The 19,745-nt window shown below is 48.4% G+C and carries 15 protein-coding genes; 2 read left to right on the forward strand and 13 right to left on the reverse strand.

Going from position 1 to position 19,745, the window contains the following annotated elements; genetic code table 11:
* The 9 genes from nifJ to ACY69O_RS02425 form a co-directional block, all read right to left on the reverse strand.
* The coding region (nifJ, locus tag ACY69O_RS02385; RefSeq protein ID WP_462331869.1) for a pyruvate:ferredoxin (flavodoxin) oxidoreductase at positions 1-2,940 on the reverse strand (2,940 nt) is incomplete at its 3' end.
* A gap of 248 nt (positions 2,941-3,188) precedes the next feature.
* On the reverse strand, positions 3,189-3,806 hold the full coding sequence (locus ACY69O_RS02390) for a hypothetical protein (RefSeq protein ID WP_462331870.1): 618 nt from the start codon (positions 3,804-3,806) through the stop codon (positions 3,189-3,191).
* A 157-nt stretch (positions 3,807-3,963) separates the two neighbouring features.
* A complete protein-coding gene (locus ACY69O_RS02395; protein ID WP_462331871.1) occupies positions 3,964-5,568 on the reverse strand; it encodes a CTP synthase in 1,605 nt (534 codons plus the stop codon).
* A 32-nt stretch (positions 5,569-5,600) separates the two neighbouring features.
* Positions 5,601-5,936 (reverse strand): DNA-directed RNA polymerase subunit delta, encoded by a 336-nt coding sequence (rpoE, locus tag ACY69O_RS02400; RefSeq protein WP_462331872.1) that lies wholly within the window; start codon positions 5,934-5,936, stop codon positions 5,601-5,603.
* A 48-nt stretch (positions 5,937-5,984) separates the two neighbouring features.
* The gene (gene argS, locus ACY69O_RS02405) at positions 5,985-7,637 is read right to left on the reverse strand and encodes an arginine--tRNA ligase (protein ID WP_462331873.1); all 1,653 of its coding nucleotides are present in this window, start codon (positions 7,635-7,637) and stop codon (positions 5,985-5,987) included.
* A gap of 23 nt (positions 7,638-7,660) precedes the next feature.
* On the reverse strand, positions 7,661-8,104 hold the full coding sequence (locus ACY69O_RS02410) for a YwiB family protein (protein WP_462331874.1): 444 nt from the start codon (positions 8,102-8,104) through the stop codon (positions 7,661-7,663).
* Between the two features lie 152 nt (positions 8,105-8,256).
* Positions 8,257-8,715: a chemotaxis protein CheX gene (locus ACY69O_RS02415; RefSeq protein WP_462331875.1), complete on the reverse strand. Its 459-nt coding sequence runs from the start codon at positions 8,713-8,715 to the stop codon at positions 8,257-8,259.
* A 4-nt stretch (positions 8,716-8,719) separates the two neighbouring features.
* Complete coding sequence (locus tag ACY69O_RS02420) at positions 8,720-9,580, reverse strand: response regulator (protein WP_462331876.1); 861 nt, start codon at positions 9,578-9,580, stop codon at positions 8,720-8,722.
* Between the two features lie 182 nt (positions 9,581-9,762).
* Positions 9,763-11,148 (reverse strand): NAD(P)/FAD-dependent oxidoreductase, encoded by a 1,386-nt coding sequence (locus ACY69O_RS02425; RefSeq protein WP_462331877.1) that lies wholly within the window; start codon positions 11,146-11,148, stop codon positions 9,763-9,765.
* A gap of 225 nt (positions 11,149-11,373) precedes the next feature.
* Between ACY69O_RS02425 and putP the strand changes: the two genes are divergently transcribed.
* Positions 11,374-12,852 (forward strand): sodium/proline symporter PutP, encoded by a 1,479-nt coding sequence (gene putP / locus ACY69O_RS02430; protein WP_462331878.1) that lies wholly within the window; start codon positions 11,374-11,376, stop codon positions 12,850-12,852.
* 61 nt (positions 12,853-12,913) lie between these two features.
* On the opposite strand, the gene ACY69O_RS02435 is transcribed toward putP, so the two are convergent.
* The 4 genes from ACY69O_RS02435 to ACY69O_RS02450 all read right to left on the reverse strand — a co-directional run bounded on the left by ACY69O_RS02435 (position 12,914) and on the right by ACY69O_RS02450 (position 18,842).
* Complete coding sequence (locus ACY69O_RS02435; RefSeq protein ID WP_462331879.1) at positions 12,914-13,246, reverse strand: zinc ribbon domain-containing protein; 333 nt, start codon at positions 13,244-13,246, stop codon at positions 12,914-12,916.
* 310 nt (positions 13,247-13,556) lie between these two features.
* Positions 13,557-16,712 carry an efflux RND transporter permease subunit gene (locus ACY69O_RS02440; RefSeq protein WP_462331880.1) on the reverse strand — a complete coding sequence of 1,052 codons (3,156 nt, stop codon included), beginning with the start codon at positions 16,710-16,712 and terminating at the stop codon, positions 13,557-13,559.
* Positions 16,713-16,732: 20 nt separating this feature from the next.
* A complete protein-coding gene (locus ACY69O_RS02445; RefSeq protein ID WP_462331883.1) occupies positions 16,733-17,893 on the reverse strand; it encodes an efflux RND transporter periplasmic adaptor subunit in 1,161 nt (386 codons plus the stop codon).
* 238 nt (positions 17,894-18,131) lie between these two features.
* Positions 18,132-18,842: a LytR/AlgR family response regulator transcription factor gene (locus tag ACY69O_RS02450; RefSeq protein ID WP_462331881.1), complete on the reverse strand. Its 711-nt coding sequence runs from the start codon at positions 18,840-18,842 to the stop codon at positions 18,132-18,134.
* Positions 18,843-18,928: 86 nt separating this feature from the next.
* Here ACY69O_RS02450 and ACY69O_RS02455 point away from each other — a divergent pair.
* Positions 18,929-19,745, forward strand: an 817-nt coding sequence (locus ACY69O_RS02455) for a hypothetical protein (RefSeq protein ID WP_462331882.1), incomplete at its 3' end; no start/stop codon positions are given.

Consider the following 19,745-nt stretch of genomic DNA (forward strand, 5'->3'; position numbering starts at 1 on the left):
GTCAAGTCCGCCGTAGCCGATATCATAGCTCCAGCCGTCGCCGCCGATAATCCACTGGGAGCGTTTGACGAAGAAGTCCTTCTTGTCATAAATCTTATTAAGAAGCTCATCCGAGCCCTTCTCTTTTTCAAGAAGCGCGGTGAGCTTATCTGCACGCTCGCGTGTTCCTTCACCGTTGTTTATATTATCGAGCCAATCCTGCAAAGCTGCCTTGAGTTCATCAGAGCCTTTTCCTGCTTCAATTGCAGCACGGAAATCGTCAGCCAGCGTCTCACGGACAGCCTTTGTTCCGAGGAACATACCAAGACCATATTCAGCATTATCCTCAAAGAGGGAATTTGCCCATGCCGGGCCATGTCCCTGCGCGTTTTTCGTATACGGCATGGACGGTGCGGAAGCGCCCCAGATAGAGGAACAGCCTGTAGCATTTGCAATCATCATGCGGTCGCCGAAAAGCTGCGTGATAAGCTTTGCATACGGTGTCTCGCCGCAGCCTGCGCACGCGCCGGAGAATTCGAGCAGCGGCTGCTCGAACTGGCTGCCTTTGACAGTCTTTTTGTTCATCGGATTCGGTTTTGCAGCAACTTCCTTGACAGCGTAATCGAATACCGGCTGTTTATCAATCTGCTCACCCAGCGGCTTCATGACAAGAGCCTTGCCCTTCGGTGCCGGACATACCTCTGCGCAGTTGCCGCAGCCAAGGCAGTCCTTCTGGGATACAGCGATTGTGAAGTTGAGGTCCTTTGCACCAAGCGCCGGTTTGAATTCCATTGCAGACGGTGCTTTTCCTTTTTCCTCATCCGTTGTAAGAACCGGACGGATAGCAGCATGCGGACATACGAAGGAGCACTGGTTGCACTGGATGCAGAGGTCGCTCTGCCATTCAGGAACCAAAATAGCAACGCCGCGTTTTTCGTATGCGGCAGAGCCTACATCGAAGGTACCGTCCGCATAATCGGTAAATGTGCTGACAGGAAGCTTGTCACCCTCCTGACGGTTCATAACCATCTGAATGTTCTTCACGTATGCCGGTACATCTTCCTCAACCTGCGGAGCATCAGCCGCATCCTTCCAGGAAGCAGGTACCTTGACCTCGATAAGAGCCTCAGGGTCAATACCCTTATCAATGGCTCCGTTATTCATATCAATAACCTTCTGGCCCTTGTTGCCGTAAGAGGTAACAACGGAATCCTTGAGGTACTTGACAGCTTTATCAAGCGGAATGATATTAGCAAGCTTGAAGAATGCCGACTGCATAATCATATTGAAGCGTCCGCCAAGGCCAAGCTCCTGAGCAATCTTTACCGCGTTGATAATGTAGAATTTAATATTGTTGTTTGCAATGTAACGGCGCATAGCTGCAGGCAGATGCTCGTCAAGCTCAGCCTCAGTCCAGGTCGTGTTCAAAAGGAATGTACCGCCCGGCTTGAGTCCTGCCAGAAGGTCATAGCTCGTCACATAGGACTCCTTGGAGCAGGAGATAAAGTTAGCCTTGTTTATAAGGTACGGGGAACGAATCGGGGACGAACCGAAGCGGAGATGCGAAATCGTGATACCGCCTGATTTCTTGGAATCGTAAGCAAAGTACGCCTGTGCATACATATCCGTATTGTCACCGATAATCTTGATAGCGCTCTTGTTTGCGCCGACAGTACCGTCCGAACCGAAGCCCCAGAATTTGCACGCCGTTGTTCCCTCCGGTGTGAGGTCTACATCACTCTTTGCCGGTGCAATAGAAGTATTCGTTACATCATCCTCAATACCGATTGTAAAATGATTCTTCGGAGCATCCTTCTTGAGTTCTTCAAACACACCGAAAATCTGGTCAGGAGTAACATCCTTACCGCCGAGACCGTAACGGCCGCCTACGACCTTGCGTGCTTCTCCGCTTTCAAAGAAAGCCGAGCATACATCGAGATAAAGCGGCTCACCGAGAGCACCCGGCTCCTTCGTACGTTCGAGGACAGCAATTTTCTGAGCCGTCTTCGGCAGTGCCTTGAAGAAATATTTCAGTGAGAACGGACGATAGAGGTGTACGCAGAGCACACCGACCTTTTCACCGTTCGCGTTAAGATAATCAACAACTTCCTTGGCTGTCTCGCAGAAGGAACCGATTGCAATGATTACGCGGTCAGCATCGGATGCGCCGTAGTAATCGAATACATGATGCTCACGGCCTGTAATCTTGGCAAGCTCAGCCATTGTTTCCTCAACAAGGTCAGGAATTGCCTCGTAGTAGTTATTTACACTCTCACGCATCTGGAAGTACACATCCGGATTCGTGCTTGTACCGCGGATTACCGGATGATCCGGATTCAGAGCGCGGTGACGGAACTCCTCAACAGCCTTATGGTCAAGAAGCTTATCGAAATCCGCGTAATCAATGACCTCAATCTTCTGAATCTCATGTGATGTGCGGAAACCATCGAAGAAATTAACGAACGGAATACGACCCTTGATTGCGACAAGATGTGCAACAGCAGCGAGATCCATTACCTCCTGCACGCTATTTTCAGCAAGCATCGCAACACCCGTCTGACGGGCAGCCATAACATCCTGATGGTCGCCGAAAATGTTCAGCGAGGATGTAGCAAGCGCACGCGCACTGACATGGAACACGCCCGGAAGAAGCTCACCGGAAACCTTATACATGTTCGGAATCATGAGCATCATGCCCTGGGATGCCGTATAGGTTGTTGTAAGCGCGCCTGCCTGCAGGGAGCCATGTACAGCACCTGCCGCGCCGCCCTCTGATTCCATTTCAATCAGGCGAACCTTCTGGCCGAAAAGGTTCTTCTTGCCATGGGCAGCCATTTCATCAACATGCTCTGCCATCGGAGATGATGGAGTAATCGGATAAATTGCGGCAACGTCAGTGAACGCATACGAAACGTATGCGGCCGCTGTATTGCCGTCCATTGTTTTCATGTGTTTACTCATACTGAAAAATACTCCTCCTTTTGAGTTGCAATTGGCTGAGCGGAGGCGATCCACCGCCACCGCACACAGTATAATCACGTGTACGCCATTTCTACCATTATACACCGCACTAAAAAGATTGTAAACGTGAAAAAAATCTTTCGTATTGTACACAAAAAGCAATACAAAAGATAATTTTTGAAAATAATGCAACATATTATACTTGAATGAATTTTCTAACAAAACTTTTGTTTATTTCTTAAATACATTCAGCGGTCTTTTGCCATCCCCGGCATTAACAGATCAATATATCTGCCCATGTGTGCAAGATCACTGATTTTCTTGGCACGGATAGTGTAATAGCTTCCGCAGTTGGAGCAAGAAAGGACAATATGATTCCCTTTGAGCTCTGCTGAAATATCATTGTGTCCGCAGGAGCAGGAAATACATCCGGTAGATGCCATCTCCTCAATTCGGTTCAATATCCCGAGAAGAACTCTCTGCTTCTCAATAAAATGCTTTCCGTCACTCGGATGAAGCGCTTCAAACTCGGCCTGATTAAAGGCGAGAAGCTCCTCTATCCTGCGGCGGTACCCTATATACCCTAATTCAAAATGATCTTTTCTGCAATAAATTTTTTCGAGCTGCAGCGAATGAAGTTTTTTCAGGAGGAATACAAATCTGTTCGTCTCTCCGCAGACGACACAGTCCATCTCTATGGATATACGGTTGCCGTCAAGGCGCTCAAGCACAGCCTGCTCATGGCCGCACGTATCGCAGCGCAAAACTGAGCGTCTTGCGTCGCTGAAATATGGTATCTCATGCACATGAATCTGCCCGCAGCGCTGACAATAAAAAGCTGCGCAGCACGCTTCCCGTATAAGCATCGTATCGTCCCTCCTATCATTATTTCTGATTATGGTTCATCCACATTTCTACTTATGATTATTCTATATTCAAAACGAAAATCCTTCTTTTTGAAGGCTTTTTTATAAAAAAACGACCCGCCATATCAATAATGACGGGCCGTACCATAGTATTCACTTATTGAATTGTAAGGGCCGCTGCAATGAAATCGCGGAACAGCGGATGTGGATTGTTTGGTCGGGATTTAAGCTCCGGATGGAACTGCGAACCGACAAACCACGGATGATTCTTGACCTCTACCACTTCAACGAGGCTGTCATCCGGCAGTGTACCTGCAATGACCATACCTGCTTCAGAAATCTGCTTGCGGTATGCATTATTAAACTCGAAGCGATGGCGGTGACGCTCCTCAACGAGCTCTTCGCCGTATGCTCTGCGTGCGTTAGTACCGTCAGCAAGCTTGCACGGATACGCGCCGAGACGCATTGTGCCGCCTTTTTTGACGACGTCCTTCTGCGAATTCATGAGCGCGATAACAGGAGCTTCCGTATCTTCGTTGAACTCCGTGCTGTTTGCGTCTTCAAGGCCGCATACGTGACGTGCAAACTCAATGACAGCGCACTGCATTCCGAGGCAGAGACCAAGGAACGGAATATTGTTTTCACGGGCATACTGAATTGCCTTGATTTTTCCTTCAACACCGCGGTCGCCGAAGCCGCCCGGTACGAGAATTCCCTTGCAGTTTGCAAATATCTCGGAAAGATCTGTCTCACAGCTTTCGATTTCCTCGGAATTTACCCACTGAATGCGGACATCGCAGTCATTTGCGATACCTGCATGATGGAGAGCCTCAGTTACGGACATGTAAGCATCCGGAAGAGCTACATATTTACCGACAACAGCAACCTTGACCTTCTTGGTCGGGTGGTTGATTTTGTAGACCATGCGCTCCCAATCTTCCATATTGGCAGGGGAAACATCCATGTTGAGTTTCTCAAGAACAATACGGTCGAGTCCTTCTCTCTGCATCATGAGAGGAACTTCGTAAATAGTGCTTGCGGTGCGGTTTTCAATGACAGCATTAACATCAACGTCACAGAAAAGCGCAAGCTTCTCTTTCATTTCTTTGGAGAGGGCCTTTTCCGTACGGCACACAAGAACATCCGGCTGAATACCGATTCCGCGGAGCTCCTTGACGCTGTGCTGAGTCGGTTTTGTTTTGAGCTCTCCTGCTGCGGAAATGAACGGCACGAGTGTTACATGGATATAGAGCACATCGTTCTTTCCGACCTCTTTTTTGACCTGACGGATTGCCTCGAGGAACGGAAGGCTTTCGATATCGCCAACCGTACCGCCGATTTCCGTTATAACTACATCAGCGTTGTCAGCCTTTGCAACATCATACACACGCTGCTTGATTTCATTAGTAATGTGAGGAATAACCTGTACCGTGCTGCCAAGGTAATCACCCTTGCGTTCCTTATCCAGTACATTCCAGTAAACCTTTCCTGCCGTAATATTCGACATCTTTGAAAGGTTGATATCTATAAAACGCTCATAATGTCCGAGGTCCAGATCCGTCTCAGCGCCGTCGTCCGTTACAAAAACCTCACCATGCTGATACGGGCTCATAGTACCCGGGTCGATATTGATATACGGATCAAACTTCTGAATAGTAACCTTGATACCGCGGTTTTTAAGAAGGCGACCCAAAGAGGCTGCCGTGATTCCTTTACCAAGAGACGACACAACGCCGCCCGTTACAAAAATATACTTTGCCATGCTTCTCCTCCTAACCTTGAAACAATCCCTGATCAGTCTTCCTGGATGCTCTCCAGAAGCTTCTCGCGGCGGCGGCTCGATTTAGATGCAGCCGATGCAGAAGACGACGATGAAGAAGACGCATGCGAATGCTTCACTTCAGGCGGATTCCATTCTGTCAGGCCCCACATCCCTTTACCCGTATACTGGAAACGGCTGTCCATATTGATGAGGGTGTAGACCTCAGATATCGTCTGAGAAAGCGACTGTACAGGTTTCGCCTTCTTCTCAATTACATCAAGCACAAGATCCTTATAATACAGAGGCTCACCTTTCTGCGTGAGTACATAATAAGCAATGTCGGTTTCCGTGCTCTTCAAAAAATCCATTCTCTCTCTTCCTTTCATTACAAATCTTAAATATGTGATGGAATAGGATTACATTTTTTCCGGTGCTGAAATGCCGAGGATACCAAGCGCATGACGGATAACCTGCTGAGCTTTTCCAACAAGAGCCAGTCTTGCGCCTGCAAGCTCCGGCTCAATTCCCATTATGCGGCATTTGCTGTAGAAGCTGTGGAACAGGGACGAGATATCGTACGCAAAACGTGCAATACGCTGCGGTGCGAGATCTGCAGCTGCCTTTTCCACTTCTTCCGGATATTCTTCGATTTTCTTTATAAGTGCCAGTTCCGTATCATCCGTAAGCAGCGAAAGCTCCGGAGTGCCTGCCGAAAGGCCCGCGCCCTCCGCCTGACGGAAAATGCTTGCAATGCGCGCGTGCGCATACTGTATATAATAAACCGGATTCTCGTTTGACTGCTTCTTTGCGAGATCCAGATCAAAATCAAGCTGACTGTCCAGTGAACGCATACAGAAGAAATAACGTGCCGCATCCGTTCCGACCTCTTCGATAAGCTCCGCCAGCGTTACACTCTGTCCCGTACGTTTCGACATCTTGACGAGTTCGCCATCGCGGTACAGAGCGACCATCTGCAGAAGCAGAACCTTGAGCTGTTCAGGGTCCTTGCCGAGAGCCTTCATTGCTGCCTTTACACGGCAGACGTAGCCGTGATGGTCCGCGCCCCAGATGTTTATAAGACGTCCAAATCCGCGCTCGTATTTATCGCGGTGGTATGCGATATCAGCCGCAAGATACGTCGGAACTCCATTATCACGGATTACGACGCGGTCCTTATCGTCCCCGTAATCCGTGGAACGCAGCCAGAGTGCGCCGTCCTTCTCGTAAATATTGCCGTTGGCTTTAAGCTCTTCAACAGCCTCGCGGACCTTTTCGGGATGCAACGTGCGTTCACTGTACCACAGGTCAAAGGTTACATTAAATGCTTCCAGATCCTCTCTCAGAGCCGCAAGCTTTTCTTTAAGAGCAACCTCCTTGAATACCTTCAGACGCTCTTCTTCGTCCATGGCGAGGTATTTATCGCCGTCTTTTTTAATGATACGTTTTGCCGTATCAATAATATCAGCGCCGTGATAGCCGTTCTCCGGAAACTCGACTGTCTTTCCGAACTGCTCAAGATAACGCGCATTTACAGATGCCGCAAGATTATCAATCTGGTTGCCTGCATCATTTATATAGTACTCACTTGAAACCGGATATCCTGCCGCGCGAAGAAGATTTACAAGAGCGCTTCCTACTGCTGCTCCGCGTCCATGACCTACATGAAGAGGGCCCGTCGGGTTCGCGCTGACATATTCAACCTGTGTAGATGCGATATTCTTCTTTGGAAGGTTTCCATACTCCTCCCCTGCAGCTATTGCTTTTGCCAGACCGTCATAAATGACATTGGACTTCAGATAAAAATTGATGAAGCCCGGGCCTGCAATCTCCGCCTTATCAAGCTCCGCAAGCTGCAGGCGGTCAACGAGCTCCTGCGCTATCTGGCGCGGATTTTTATGAAACGCGCGTGCAGACTGCATAGCAAAATTCGTTGCAAAATCGCCCATTTCTTTTTTCGGCGGAACCTCAAGCACGATGTCCGGAAGCTGTGCCTCAGGAAAAACACCGTCTTCGATTCCCTGCTTTGCGGCAGCCGCGATTGCTGCCGACAGAATATCCTTGATCTCCAAAGAACTTCCTCCTAAACTATCCTTCAATTCAAACGGTCAGCTTCGCCGGCCGCCATGCTTACTTCAATATGCAGCAGATTATGACTCTGTGGCTGTCCGTTTATGGACACGTCATATCCGATATCAACCCGGCCTGTAGCCGTCCCGTACTCAATAGCAAGCATATCGGTCATAATGACCATTTCAAGATCCCCGTACGGAGTGCGATACTGGCTGACGCTCTTTTCACTGAGCGCAAAATGCTGTTCCATCTCAACTCCGCCATGACGTAAAAGCGTCATGGAATCCGGCGCTATCTTCAAAATCGTAGCCGTCTTTCCGACTTCCTCCATGGAAGTATCATCATACAGAACATAATGCTTGCCGCTCTTATAATAATGACGGCCTTCCGTTACCATCTCGATGGAGCTTTTTTCGCCCATGAGATCCTTCTGCTCGCCGCGTACTCGGACAATAACACGCTCCAAGCTTTACCCTCACTTTCATAAAACAAAGAGGCTATCCTCAAAAAAACAATCTTTATTATTATATCTCAAGGCGTCTTTTACGTCTATGAAAATTTGCTTTTTTTACAAAAAAAAGAGCAGAATCCGAAGATGATTCTGCCCTGCGTTTTCATTTATTGCACTGCGATATTCAATTCCATATTTTCTCCGCCCAAATCCATAACAACGACGAGATACTGCTCTCCGCTGATTTTAATCTGGAAATCCTGACCGACAGTCAAGCTCGGAGTCGAAATATCGACCTCATAGCCCATAGCTGTGAGGTTGGTTGCTGCATTTGCTGTCAGCATGTTGGATAACTCCGAAAGAGCACTCTGTGCCATGTCGTCCAAAGTCTCAACCGGCATTCCCATCATCATCTTTGAAGCGATAAATTTCGCGGACTGCTCAGTCATGTTATAGACAACATTGCCGCGAAGACCTTTCGTAAAACCGACGATAAGAGATACGCCGAGACTTGCGCATGTCTGATTCTTTACGCTCATACTGACACGTTTCGGAACATCAAACCCCATCTGCGGCATGACACTAACGAGGGCATCAATAAATGGATTAACGAGTTTTGCATCCATCAGTTCATTCCCCCTCCGCGAAACCAATATTCATGTAGATATTACCGACACGGGTCTCCGCCGTAATAACAAACGAAGCCATCTTGAAATTAGCAATACGTATATTGCTTCCCGCAATGGTTCCGGGCGGCGAAATTCTCATCTCACTGTCATGCAGATCGTTGACAGTAGATGCTCCGCGTCCGACTATGATATTTGCCGCCTCTTCGACAGCATCGCTCGCTTCCTCTTCCGTGAGTGCCGAATCGCTTTCCTTCCCCAAAAGCAGGCACGCGAACTTGCGCATTGTATCATGGTCCATATATACGATTGCGCGTCCCATCGGAGTTCCCGTAAGACCGATGATGACAGCGATACCGTCTACATCCAGATAGTTTCCTCCGGCGAGCTTTGACGTAACCTCGCTGTGTACTCCCACAAGGCTGAACAGGCTCTTTTGGAGAACCTTCACAAAAGCATCGACATAAAGCTCCTTGAGCTCGCCGATCTTATCCGAAATATCCTGACACAGGAATGTCAGTGCATCTATAAGTTCATTAGGGTTGACCGGCTTCTGCAGGAATGAGCTGATACCGGCGGAACGCCCCTGAGCGATAAGGCTTGCGTCCTTCATCGCGCTTATCATCAAAATACGTGCCTGAGGATCAATCTCTTTGATACGACGCGTACATTCGATACCGTCCGCATCAGGAAGATTCATATCCATTGTCACTACATCCGGTTGGAAGCTCTGGTATTTCTCAACAGCCTCCGCGGAGCTGCATGCAATTTCGCACTCCCCGAAATTGGTCTTAGATAAAATATTCTGCAGGATTGAACAACTCACCCGCGAGTCGTCCACGATTAAGACTTTAAGGCGTTCCATTCTTTTCACCCATTTCTTTTAGCATAGAAAATTTTATTCTGAACCTCTAGCTCTTATCATATCATATTTATATACAGATTTTCATGCTCTGCATAAAATATTTTATGTCCCGAATCTATATATAGAATTAATTCGTTATTTATGCCAAAATCCCTGCATGGAAATGAAAATTTTTTAAAAATTTATTTATCATCCATACGCGACAGAATAGTACGTGCCACATAAACACCGCTTGCGCCCGCCTGTGAAAGCCCTCGGGTAACGCCGGCTCCGTCTCCTGCCGCAAAAATATTCTTCAGCGACATCTCCAGTTCGTCTGTCAAAGAAATACGTGCGCTGTAGAATTTGACCTCTACACCGTACAGCAGCGTATCATCATTCGTCATGCCCGGAGCAATATTATCGAGTACCTGAATCATCTCCATGATATTGTCGAGATGGCGCTTCGGCAGTACCAGCGAAAGGTCTCCCGGCGTAGCTGCCAGCGTCGGACGGGTAAAGCTCTTCGCAAGACGCTTCGCGTCGCTGCGGCGTCCCTTGAAGAGGTCACCGTAGCGCTGCACAAGAGCACCGCCTCCGAGCATGTTTGAAAAAGATGCTATGCGCTTGCCGTATTTATACGGTTCGTTGAATGGCTCCGTAAAATGGTTGCTTACGAGCAGCGCAAAGTTCGTATTATTGCTCTGCAGCTTCGGATCGCTGTAGGAATGTCCATTGACCGTGATGACACCGTCCGTATTTTCCGTAACGACGTGGCCGTGCGGATTCATGCAGAATGTACGCACCAAATCTCCATAGCGCTTTGTGCGGTAAACCAGCTTAGCCTCATATACCTCATCCGTAATATGGCTGAATACCGCATCAGGAACCTCAACACGGACTCCGACATCAACCTGATTGTTAAGGAGCTTTACACCAAGGCGCTTGCACTCATCGCTGAACCATTCGGCACCGGCACGTCCCGGTGTAACAATAAGATACTCTGCCGATACTGTCTCACCATCTTCAAGAACAACCCTGTTATCACCATCACCATTGGATTCAATATTTTTTACCGGAGTGAGGAAACGGAACTCAACCTTATCCTTCAGATACTCATATATCCTTTTAAGCATAGAAAGATTGTTTTCCGTTCCAAGATGGCGGACACTGGCATCGAGAAGGTGCAGATCATAGCCTATAGCCAGCTTCCCGAGATTACTGCCTTCAGTGGTGAATACCTTTGACGGCGCGCCATGCTTCATATTAATTTTATCCACGTAATTGATGAGCTTCATGACCTCTTCATCATCAAGATACTCATTCAGCCAGCCGCCAAACTGTGTCGTAAAGTTATATTTGCCGTCGGAAAAAGCACCTGCTCCTCCGAAGCCTCTCATGATGCTGCATGGATTGCAGCAGATGCAGGTCTTAACCTTTCCCGTGGATATAGGGCATGAGCGGTTATAAATATCCTTTCCGCTTTCAAATACAACGATTTTTAATCCCGGTTTCTTTTCAATCAGCTCATACGCGGCGAATGTACCCGCCGGTCCTGCTCCTACGATTGCAACATCATACTGTTTCATCTGGCTTCACTCCATATTGAAAAATAAACAACCAATTAATCATACCATATTTTGCCATTCCCCTTCAAATCATGGTTTACTTATCATATTACGGTTAAAACACACCACACTTTCATCTGTGTTTTACCAGATGAAGTTTTGCCGTTGGCAAAACTTGAATTAATGCGTTATAATACTTTTCGTATGCACTTTTGCCATCTTATTATATGGAAGGAGTGTCCGTTTGTGACACAGAACATTTATATCATTATTGCATTTATCTTCTATCTTCTGTGCATGATGATGATTGGCGTATATTATTACCGCCGCACACATAACATGGCCGATTACATTCTCGGCAACCGAAAGCTCGGTGCATGGGTCACCTCGATGAGCGCGGAGGCCTCGGATATGAGCGGCTGGATGCTCATGGGACTCCCCGGCTACGCGTATGTCGCAGGACTCAACGCCGGCTGGATTGCCCTTGGTCTTGCCCTCGGAACCTTTGCAAACTGGAAATTCGTTGCCGCACGCCTCAGAAAATATACGGAGCTTGCGGACAATGCTCTCACCCTGCCGGGATTCCTGCAGAACCGTTTCCATGACAGGAGCAATCTGCTGAGAATCATACCTGCAATCTTCATTCTGATTTTCTTCGTCATATACACGTCTTCCGGTTTTGTTGCAGGAGGAAAGCTTTTCGAAACAATTTTCGGACTGCCGTATATATGGTCCCTCTGCCTCGGTGCATTTGTTGTAGTTTTTTACACCTTCGTTGGTGGATTCCTCGCTGTTGCATGGACGGATTTCATACAGGGCGTCATGATGTTTTTCGCTATTCTCATTGTTCCTGCAATGGCTTCATTTGCACTTGGAGGTTTTCAGACAACAGCGGAAGCAATCTATGCAATCAATCCTTCCTTTTTCAATCCGTTTACAAAACCTGACGGTTCGATGATAGGCATTATCGAATGCATCTCGCTCCTTGGATGGGGACTTGGGTATTTCGGTCAGCCTCACATTCTCGTACGCTTCATGGCAATACGCTCCTCAGGAGAGCTGAAGCAGGCAATGCACATTGCAATGACATGGGTGGCAATCTCTCTTTCAGCCGCAGTATTCGTCGGAATGGTAGGCAAAGCTTACCTCACTCACTCACTGACGGGGGCAAATACAGAAACAGTCTTCCTCGTAATGACAAACGAGCTGTTCAGCCCGTTTGCCGCAGGAATCGTTCTCTCAGCCGTTCTCGCGGCAATCATGAGCACGGCATCCTCGCAGCTTCTCGTTGCGGCATCTGCTTTTGCTCAGGATTTCTACCACACCACAATCCGCAAGAACTCATCAACGAATGAGCTTGTCTGGGTAGGACGCTTCTCCGTCCTCGGTATCGCTCTCATAGCAATACTCCTTGCAATGAACCCTCAGAACCTCATTCTGGACATCGTTGCTTACGCGTGGGCAGGCTTCGGAGCAGCCTTCGGCCCTGCACTTTTGATGGCGCTCTTCTGGAGACGCACCACATCCCGCGGTGTAATTGCCGGCATCATCGTCGGCGGTCTCACCGTATTAATCTGGAAGCAGTTCGCATGGCTCGGGCTCTACGAAATCATTCCGGGCTTTATCCTCTCCCTTGCCGCAATCTGCATTGTGAGCAAGCTGGACAAGGAACCTTCCAAGGAAATAACGGACGTCTTCGATGCTGTAGAGCACAGCAATATCTGATATACATATAAAAATGCCGTGAGGAACAAAAATGTTCCTCACGGCATTTTTTCATCATGCGTCAGCCTTCGTTGTTATACTCATTGACATCCTTGTAAGCCCAGATCATACTTGCAATCCAGCCTGCAAAGCCGCCCATTCCGCCCGTCAGGAAGCTGACGACAAGGGTTGCGACAATCAGCATAAGAGCATGCTTTACGTTTGCATAAAGCATACCGATAGGTCCGAGCAGGAAAGTCAGAAGCAGAGCAAGCCACATTTTCTTCTTTCCATGATACTGAACCGGCGGAGCTGACTGCACATTAGTATTTGCTTCTGCAGCAGTACCGCATTCAGCGCAGAATGCTGCTCCCTCAGCTATTTCTTTTCCACAGTTTGAACAAAATTTAGCCATTTATAATTCCATCCTTTCAAAGCTTTGTATAACTGCCTTTAGCATTATAACGCATTCGTTCAAGTTTTGCCACAGACAAAACTTCTTCTGCCAGCGTTTCCCACAGGACTAGCTTCGCGTCGCAACGAGGCAGTAGATATGTTTACTGCCTGTTATATATCACTTTCTCCACTAAGCGAAATGATGGACATCTTTTGCCGAGTTATACCTCTATTGTTTAGATTTTGCCACAATCAAAATTTTCTCGTGGCATCTGCCCGGTAGTAAAAAGCAAACCGGCGAAGAGCCTCAGCCCCCGCCGGTTTAATTTTTACATGTAGTCTTCTGCGGTTTTCTTTTTCTTCTTTTCAATACCGCTTATCTTTGCGGATATGACCTCAACAACAACGAACAATATCGGTATAAGGAAAACACCGATGACTGTTGCGAAAACCATTCCTCCAACAACGGCGATACCCATGTTGTTACGGGCAGCAGCGCCGGCACCGGAAGCGACTGCCAATGGCAGACATCCGATGATGAAAGCAAGTGACGTCATGATAATAGGACGGAGTCGAAGTCCTGCCGCCTCGACAGCAGCTTTGACAGGGTCCATGCCTTTATCCGTACGCGCCTTTGCGAACTCGACGATAAGGATAGCATTTTTCGCCGCAAGACCGATAATCGTTATAATACCGATCTGCATGTAGATGCTGTTCTGCTGATTCAGCACGTACTCGGAGAGCAGCGCGCCGAAAATACCTGTCGGAACTGTAAGCAGTACGGCAAACGGTACGCTCCAGCTTTCATAAAGAGCAGCAAGGCACAGGAATACAAATACAAGCGCCATTGCAAGAACCTGCAGAGTTTTGCTTCCCGAGGTTTTTTCCTCACGGCTCTGACCGGACCAGTCAATATTAAAGCCTGCAGGAGCTTTTTCACGGACAATCTCTTCAATAGCATCCATAGCCTGACCGGAGCTATAGCCCGCGGCCGGATTGCCCTGAATCGTGACAGCGCGCGCAGCATTGAAGCGCGAGATAACCGATGCGCCTGTGGAGATACGCGGCTTCAGCAAAGTATCAAGAGGCACCAGCGTACCCGTGTTGCTCTTTACAAACACGAACTTAGCTGCTTCTGCCTCATTTCGATATGTTGTATCGGACTGCATTACGACCTTATAGGTACGTCCGAAACGGTTGAAGTCGTTGACCTCATATCCGCCGAAATTTACCTGCAGCGCCGTAAACACATCAGAGAGCTGTACTCCGAGGTTTTTGACTTTTTCGCGGTCCACATCGAACTGATATACAAGGGAATTAATCTTAAATGTGGAATAAACACCCTGCAGCTCAGGACGCTGATTTGCCGCAGCGACTATTTCTTTTACAATTCTGTCCAGTTCTTCGTCAGTATGTCCTGACATATCCTGCAGCTGCAGCGTAAAGCCGCCGACCATGCCAAGACCAGGCAGAGCCGGTGGATTGAATGCAATGACGGATGCTTCCGGAGTAACCTTTGCACCTTCTCCGAAAATCGTTCCGACAGCAGCCTTTATCTGAGTTTCCGGTGTTTTACGTTTTCCCCAGTCTTCATAACCGATGAACATTGTTCCTGCATTGGATTTGGATGCCGATGTCAGGACATCATAGCCCGTAATTGCCATGACATTTTTAACGCCCGGATTCTGCATGACGACTCCGTTCAGCCTCATCATTGTTTTGCTCGTCTGATTGAGGGAAGTACCCTCAGGGAGCTGAACAGAAGCAATAACAAAGCCCTGGTCCTCATCAGGAACGAATGTAGCAGGAACAACCTTGAACAGCGCACCCGAAAGTACTGAAAGAATAAGAAGGCTGAGTACGGCAAGCTTGACATTGCCCGTGAGCCACTTAACTCCGCCAAGGTAACGTTTGGTTATATTTTCGAACCATACGTTGAAGGATTCAAAGAACTTATCAAAGCGTCCCTTTTCCCCATTTTCCTGATGCGGTTTAAGCATTGTAGCACAGAGTGCCGGTGTCAGCGTAAGAGCCACAAATGCCGAAAGCATAACAGAAACGGCGATTGTCAAAGCAAACTGACGGTAAAGAACACCCATCATACCGCCGAGGAACGCGACAGGAACGAACACGGCCGCGAGGACGATAGCGATAGCGACAACAGGTCCCTGAACCTCGTCCATTGCGATTTCCGTCGCCGTCTTCGGATCAAGATTTCTCTCGCTCATATTACGCTCAACGTTCTCGATAACGACGATAGCATCATCGACAACAAGACCGATTGCAAGAACCATAGCAAAAAGTGTCAGCGTATTAATTGAGAAGCCGAGGATAAGGAACGAACCGAATGTAGCAATAAGCGAAACCGGAACAGCAAGCATCGGAATGATTGTCGCGCGCCAGCTCTGCAGGAACAGGAACACGATAATCATAACGAGAAGCAGTGCTTCAAAGAACGTCTCCGCAACCTCAAAGATAGATGCCTTGATGAACTCAGTCGTATCGTTGATTTCAACATACTGCATGTCAGGCGGGAAATCTCTCTTCGCTTCTTCGATAACCTTCTTGACTCCGCTGACGGTATCCATTGCATTCGCATCATTGGTAAGCATGATACCGAAACCGATACCGATTGTGCCGTTCGTATTGGATTCTACGGCGTTAGTACGCGCGCCTTCCTCTACGCGTGCAATATCCTTCAGACGCACAAAGGAACCGTTGGTTCCGGAGCGTACTATTACATTTTCAAAGTCCTCCACAGTAACGAGACGGCCTTCAACCTTGCCCGTATACTGCTTTTCCTGCGAATCAGGAGCCGGCATCATACCGACCGTACCTGCAGGCGCCTGCACGTTCTGCTCTTTTACGGCAGAAGTGACATCAGCGACCGTAAGCCCAAGCTCCGCCAGACGGTCCGGATTCAGCCATACACGCATGGAATAGTCCGGTCCGAAGATGTTGACATCACCGACACCGGGAACGCGCTTGATTTTATCAATAAGATAAATATCCGCGTAGTTTTTCAAAAAGTCGCGGGTGTATGTGCCGTTCGGGGAATACAGAGAACCGATGAGCGCCATATCCGAAGATGCTTTCTTCGTCGTGACACCTCGGGACTGTACGTCCGCCGGAAGGCTGGCGTTGGCGATAGCAACATTGTTCTGTACCTTGACAGAGTCCATATCGCCGTCCGTACCAAGCGTAAAGACAACCGAGAGACTGTATCGTCCCGAGTCATCAGAGCTTGATGTCATATAATCAACACCCTGCGTACCGTTGACCTGCTGCTCAATGACCTGAGCAACAGTCTCGTTTATAACGCTGGCGTTCGCGCCTACATAGGTAGTGGAAACCGAAACTGTCGGCGGCGAAATCTGCGGATACTGCGCAACAGGCAGATTAACCGCCGCCAGCATACCGATAATTACCATTATCACGGAAATGACTATGGCGAAAATCGGGCGCTGAATAAAGAATTTAGACAAAATGCAACCCCCTCACCATATTACGACGCGCTCTTTTCCGTCGGGGACGCGTTGAGTGTAAAGCCCATCTGCTCCGGCGTAACGTCCGTCACGTTCAGGTCCATTCCGGCCTGCAGTTTTGTAAGTCCCTCTACAACAACCTTGTCGCCGGCAGTAATTCCACTCTTAATAATATAGTAGCTTCCGACCTTTTCACCCAGCTCTACGGCACGGACATCGGATTTATTATCCGGTCCGACAACGATAACAAAGGTCTTTTCGAGAATCTGCTGAACCGCACGCTGCGGAACAAGAATTGCGTTAGGCACAACCTCGCCGCCGAGACGTACGCGGGCGAACATACCTGGGAGAAGGATTCCCTTCGGATTCTCAAACAATGCCTTGACCGTCAGTGTACCTGTATTTTCCGAAAGTGCACGGTCTGCCTGGACGAGCTTGCCCTGTATCGGGTAAAGCTGCCCGTTTGAAAGTGTTATTGAAACCGTCGCGTCTGTCATTTTGCCCTTGTTCAGATTGTGAAGATCCAGGAATTTAAGATATTCAGTCTCAGAAATGCTGAACTGAACATAGACAGGGTTAACAGAGCCCAGTGTCATAAGCGTCGTCTGTCCTGCTACAGCGTAAGTACCGACCGCGACATCATTGACGTCTACGCGTCCGTCCATCGGAGCGTAAACCATAGTATCATCAAGGTCTTCCTGTGCTTTTTTCAGAAGCGCACGATTTGCATCAACAAGTGCCTGATACTGACTTACCTGTGCACGCTGCGTAGTGACAGTCTGCTCGGAAATAGCGGCAGATTCCAAAAGCGCTTCATCACGCCTCAAATCAATAAGCGCGTTGTTCAAGGTAGCCTCCGACTGCGCGAGATTTGCGCGTGCAGAAAGCACCGCGGATTCATACTGACGGGAGTCAATCTTGTAAAGCGGCTGCCCTGCGGTTACAAACTGTCCGCCTCTGACATATTTCTCCATAATAGTACCGGATACACGAGGCATGATTTTGACCTCATCCAGTCCCCGTACCTGTCCCGCATATTCCGCGGACAATGGTGTATCCTGCTGAATTGCCATCATTGCTTTAACGGATACGGTGCCCGCCTGCTGCTGTTGCTGTCCTCCGCCGCAGCCTGCCGCAAAGAACGAACCTGCTGCTATCATAGCTGCCATCGCGACACCCATCCATTTTTTCTGCTTCTTCAAAATGAATATACCCTCCTTCACCACAATGCTTCCACACGGGAAAGCCTTTGCGGATATCTGACTAAACAAGCAGATAGTAAACATCTATTTACTATCGTACAGTATATGGTATCTTATCCCATTATAAATGTCAAGAATTTTGATTTGCAAGCCCGCGGCTTCCAACGCAAACGAAAAGTGCCGCCGAATTTTCATTCATTCGAACGACACTCTGAAATCATCTCCTGCTGTGCGCGCGGTACTCGATATAGGCACGCTTGCAGTCGTTGTGATATGACTGGCTGATTGGGACACTGCTTCCATCCTTCAGCAAAAACGCATTCCGATTCATGGACTGTATACAGGCCAGGCGCACAGCAAAGCTCCGATGCGGGCGTATAAAATCCTCCGCCGGCAGCAGCTCCATAAGGCTGCCGAGCCGCATGTAAGTTTTTATTTCTTCATCCCCATGAATGATGCACGCCTTATCCACTACCTCAATATATCGTATTGAGCTGACCGGAATCAGCAACGGGTGATAATCGCAGATTACCTCCACCATGGCTTCCTTCGGCTTCGGAGCCGTCCGCCAAAGCCGCTCAAAAACCTTTTCCACTTCTCCGAAGGTAGCAGGCTTCAAAAGATAATGCAGAGCGCGTACCTCGTAGCCCGAAAGCGCGAACTCCATGCTCATGCTGACGAAAACAAATTCCACTTCTGTGTCCATCTCACGAACCTTTTTCGCAAGATCAATTCCCAGTCCGTTTCCAATATAATTATCGAAAAAGACCAGCGTGTATTTGCTCGGCTCAAAGACGCGCAGAAAATCCCCGCCTGAGGAAAACGATTCGATTTCAAAGTCCAGCCCGCGTCCTGCCGCGTACGAGTCGAGAATTTCCCGAAGCTGCGCCATATCCTTTTCGTCATCTTCCACGATGGCAATTCGCATGAGTCCTCACCTTCCTTTTTATGGTATAATTTACCATATAATTTTTGTGTGAAAATACATTTCATTATAGAAACGAAGGTATTCGCATGACGTTCATCATAGGCATGGCTTTGGGGATTACACTGATTCAGCTCATAGGTGCGTACCTGCGCTACCTGCCCTTTGAATCAAAGCTCAGCTCCGAAGAACGCGCCCGTCTTTGGAAGTACTTTCTTCTCTGGGCTCCCGTTACCCTGACAATATATGCCATATATTTTTATCATACAGAACTCGATGCCGGCTCCTTCAAGCGAGTCCAGGTTTTCGGGTGGCTGCCGTTCTTCGCATTTTCCCTCATTGTCATCCGCCACGAGGTCATACGTCATGTTTTCGTAGTTGGAATGCAGATGCTTTGGTATTTCTTGCTGCACACACTAAGCGGAGCGCTGATTCTTACACTGCTTCCGCCGCTTTTCGGGACAGGCGCCTATCGTCTTACGACGCAGACAGCTATTTACGTTGCCCTGTTCCTTGTGCTTCTTCCTTTGGAAAAACCACTCTTTCGGAAGCTTCTTCCCCCTCATCTTTTTTCCGGCAGCAAACTGGAGAACTGGTGCTTCGCAATCTTCCCCTTCGGACTCTGCTCCACTCCGCTCATCATGCTGATTGACCGTCCGCTGATGCATACGAAATCAGATATACTTTTGCGCTTCGCCCTGTTCTTCTGGGGTGTCATACTTTATCAATATTCACTGTACGCCGGTGAACGCGCCGCGCGTATACAGAACGACCTGCATACCAACGAGCTTGTGACTCAGCAGCTGGAAGCACTGAAAACCCACGCCGCGATGCTTCAGTCCAGAGCAGAGGATGTGCAGCGTGTACGCCACGACCTCCGTCATTACAACCGCCTTTTGGCAACAC

The organism is Schwartzia sp. (in: firmicutes), assembly GCF_978017985.1.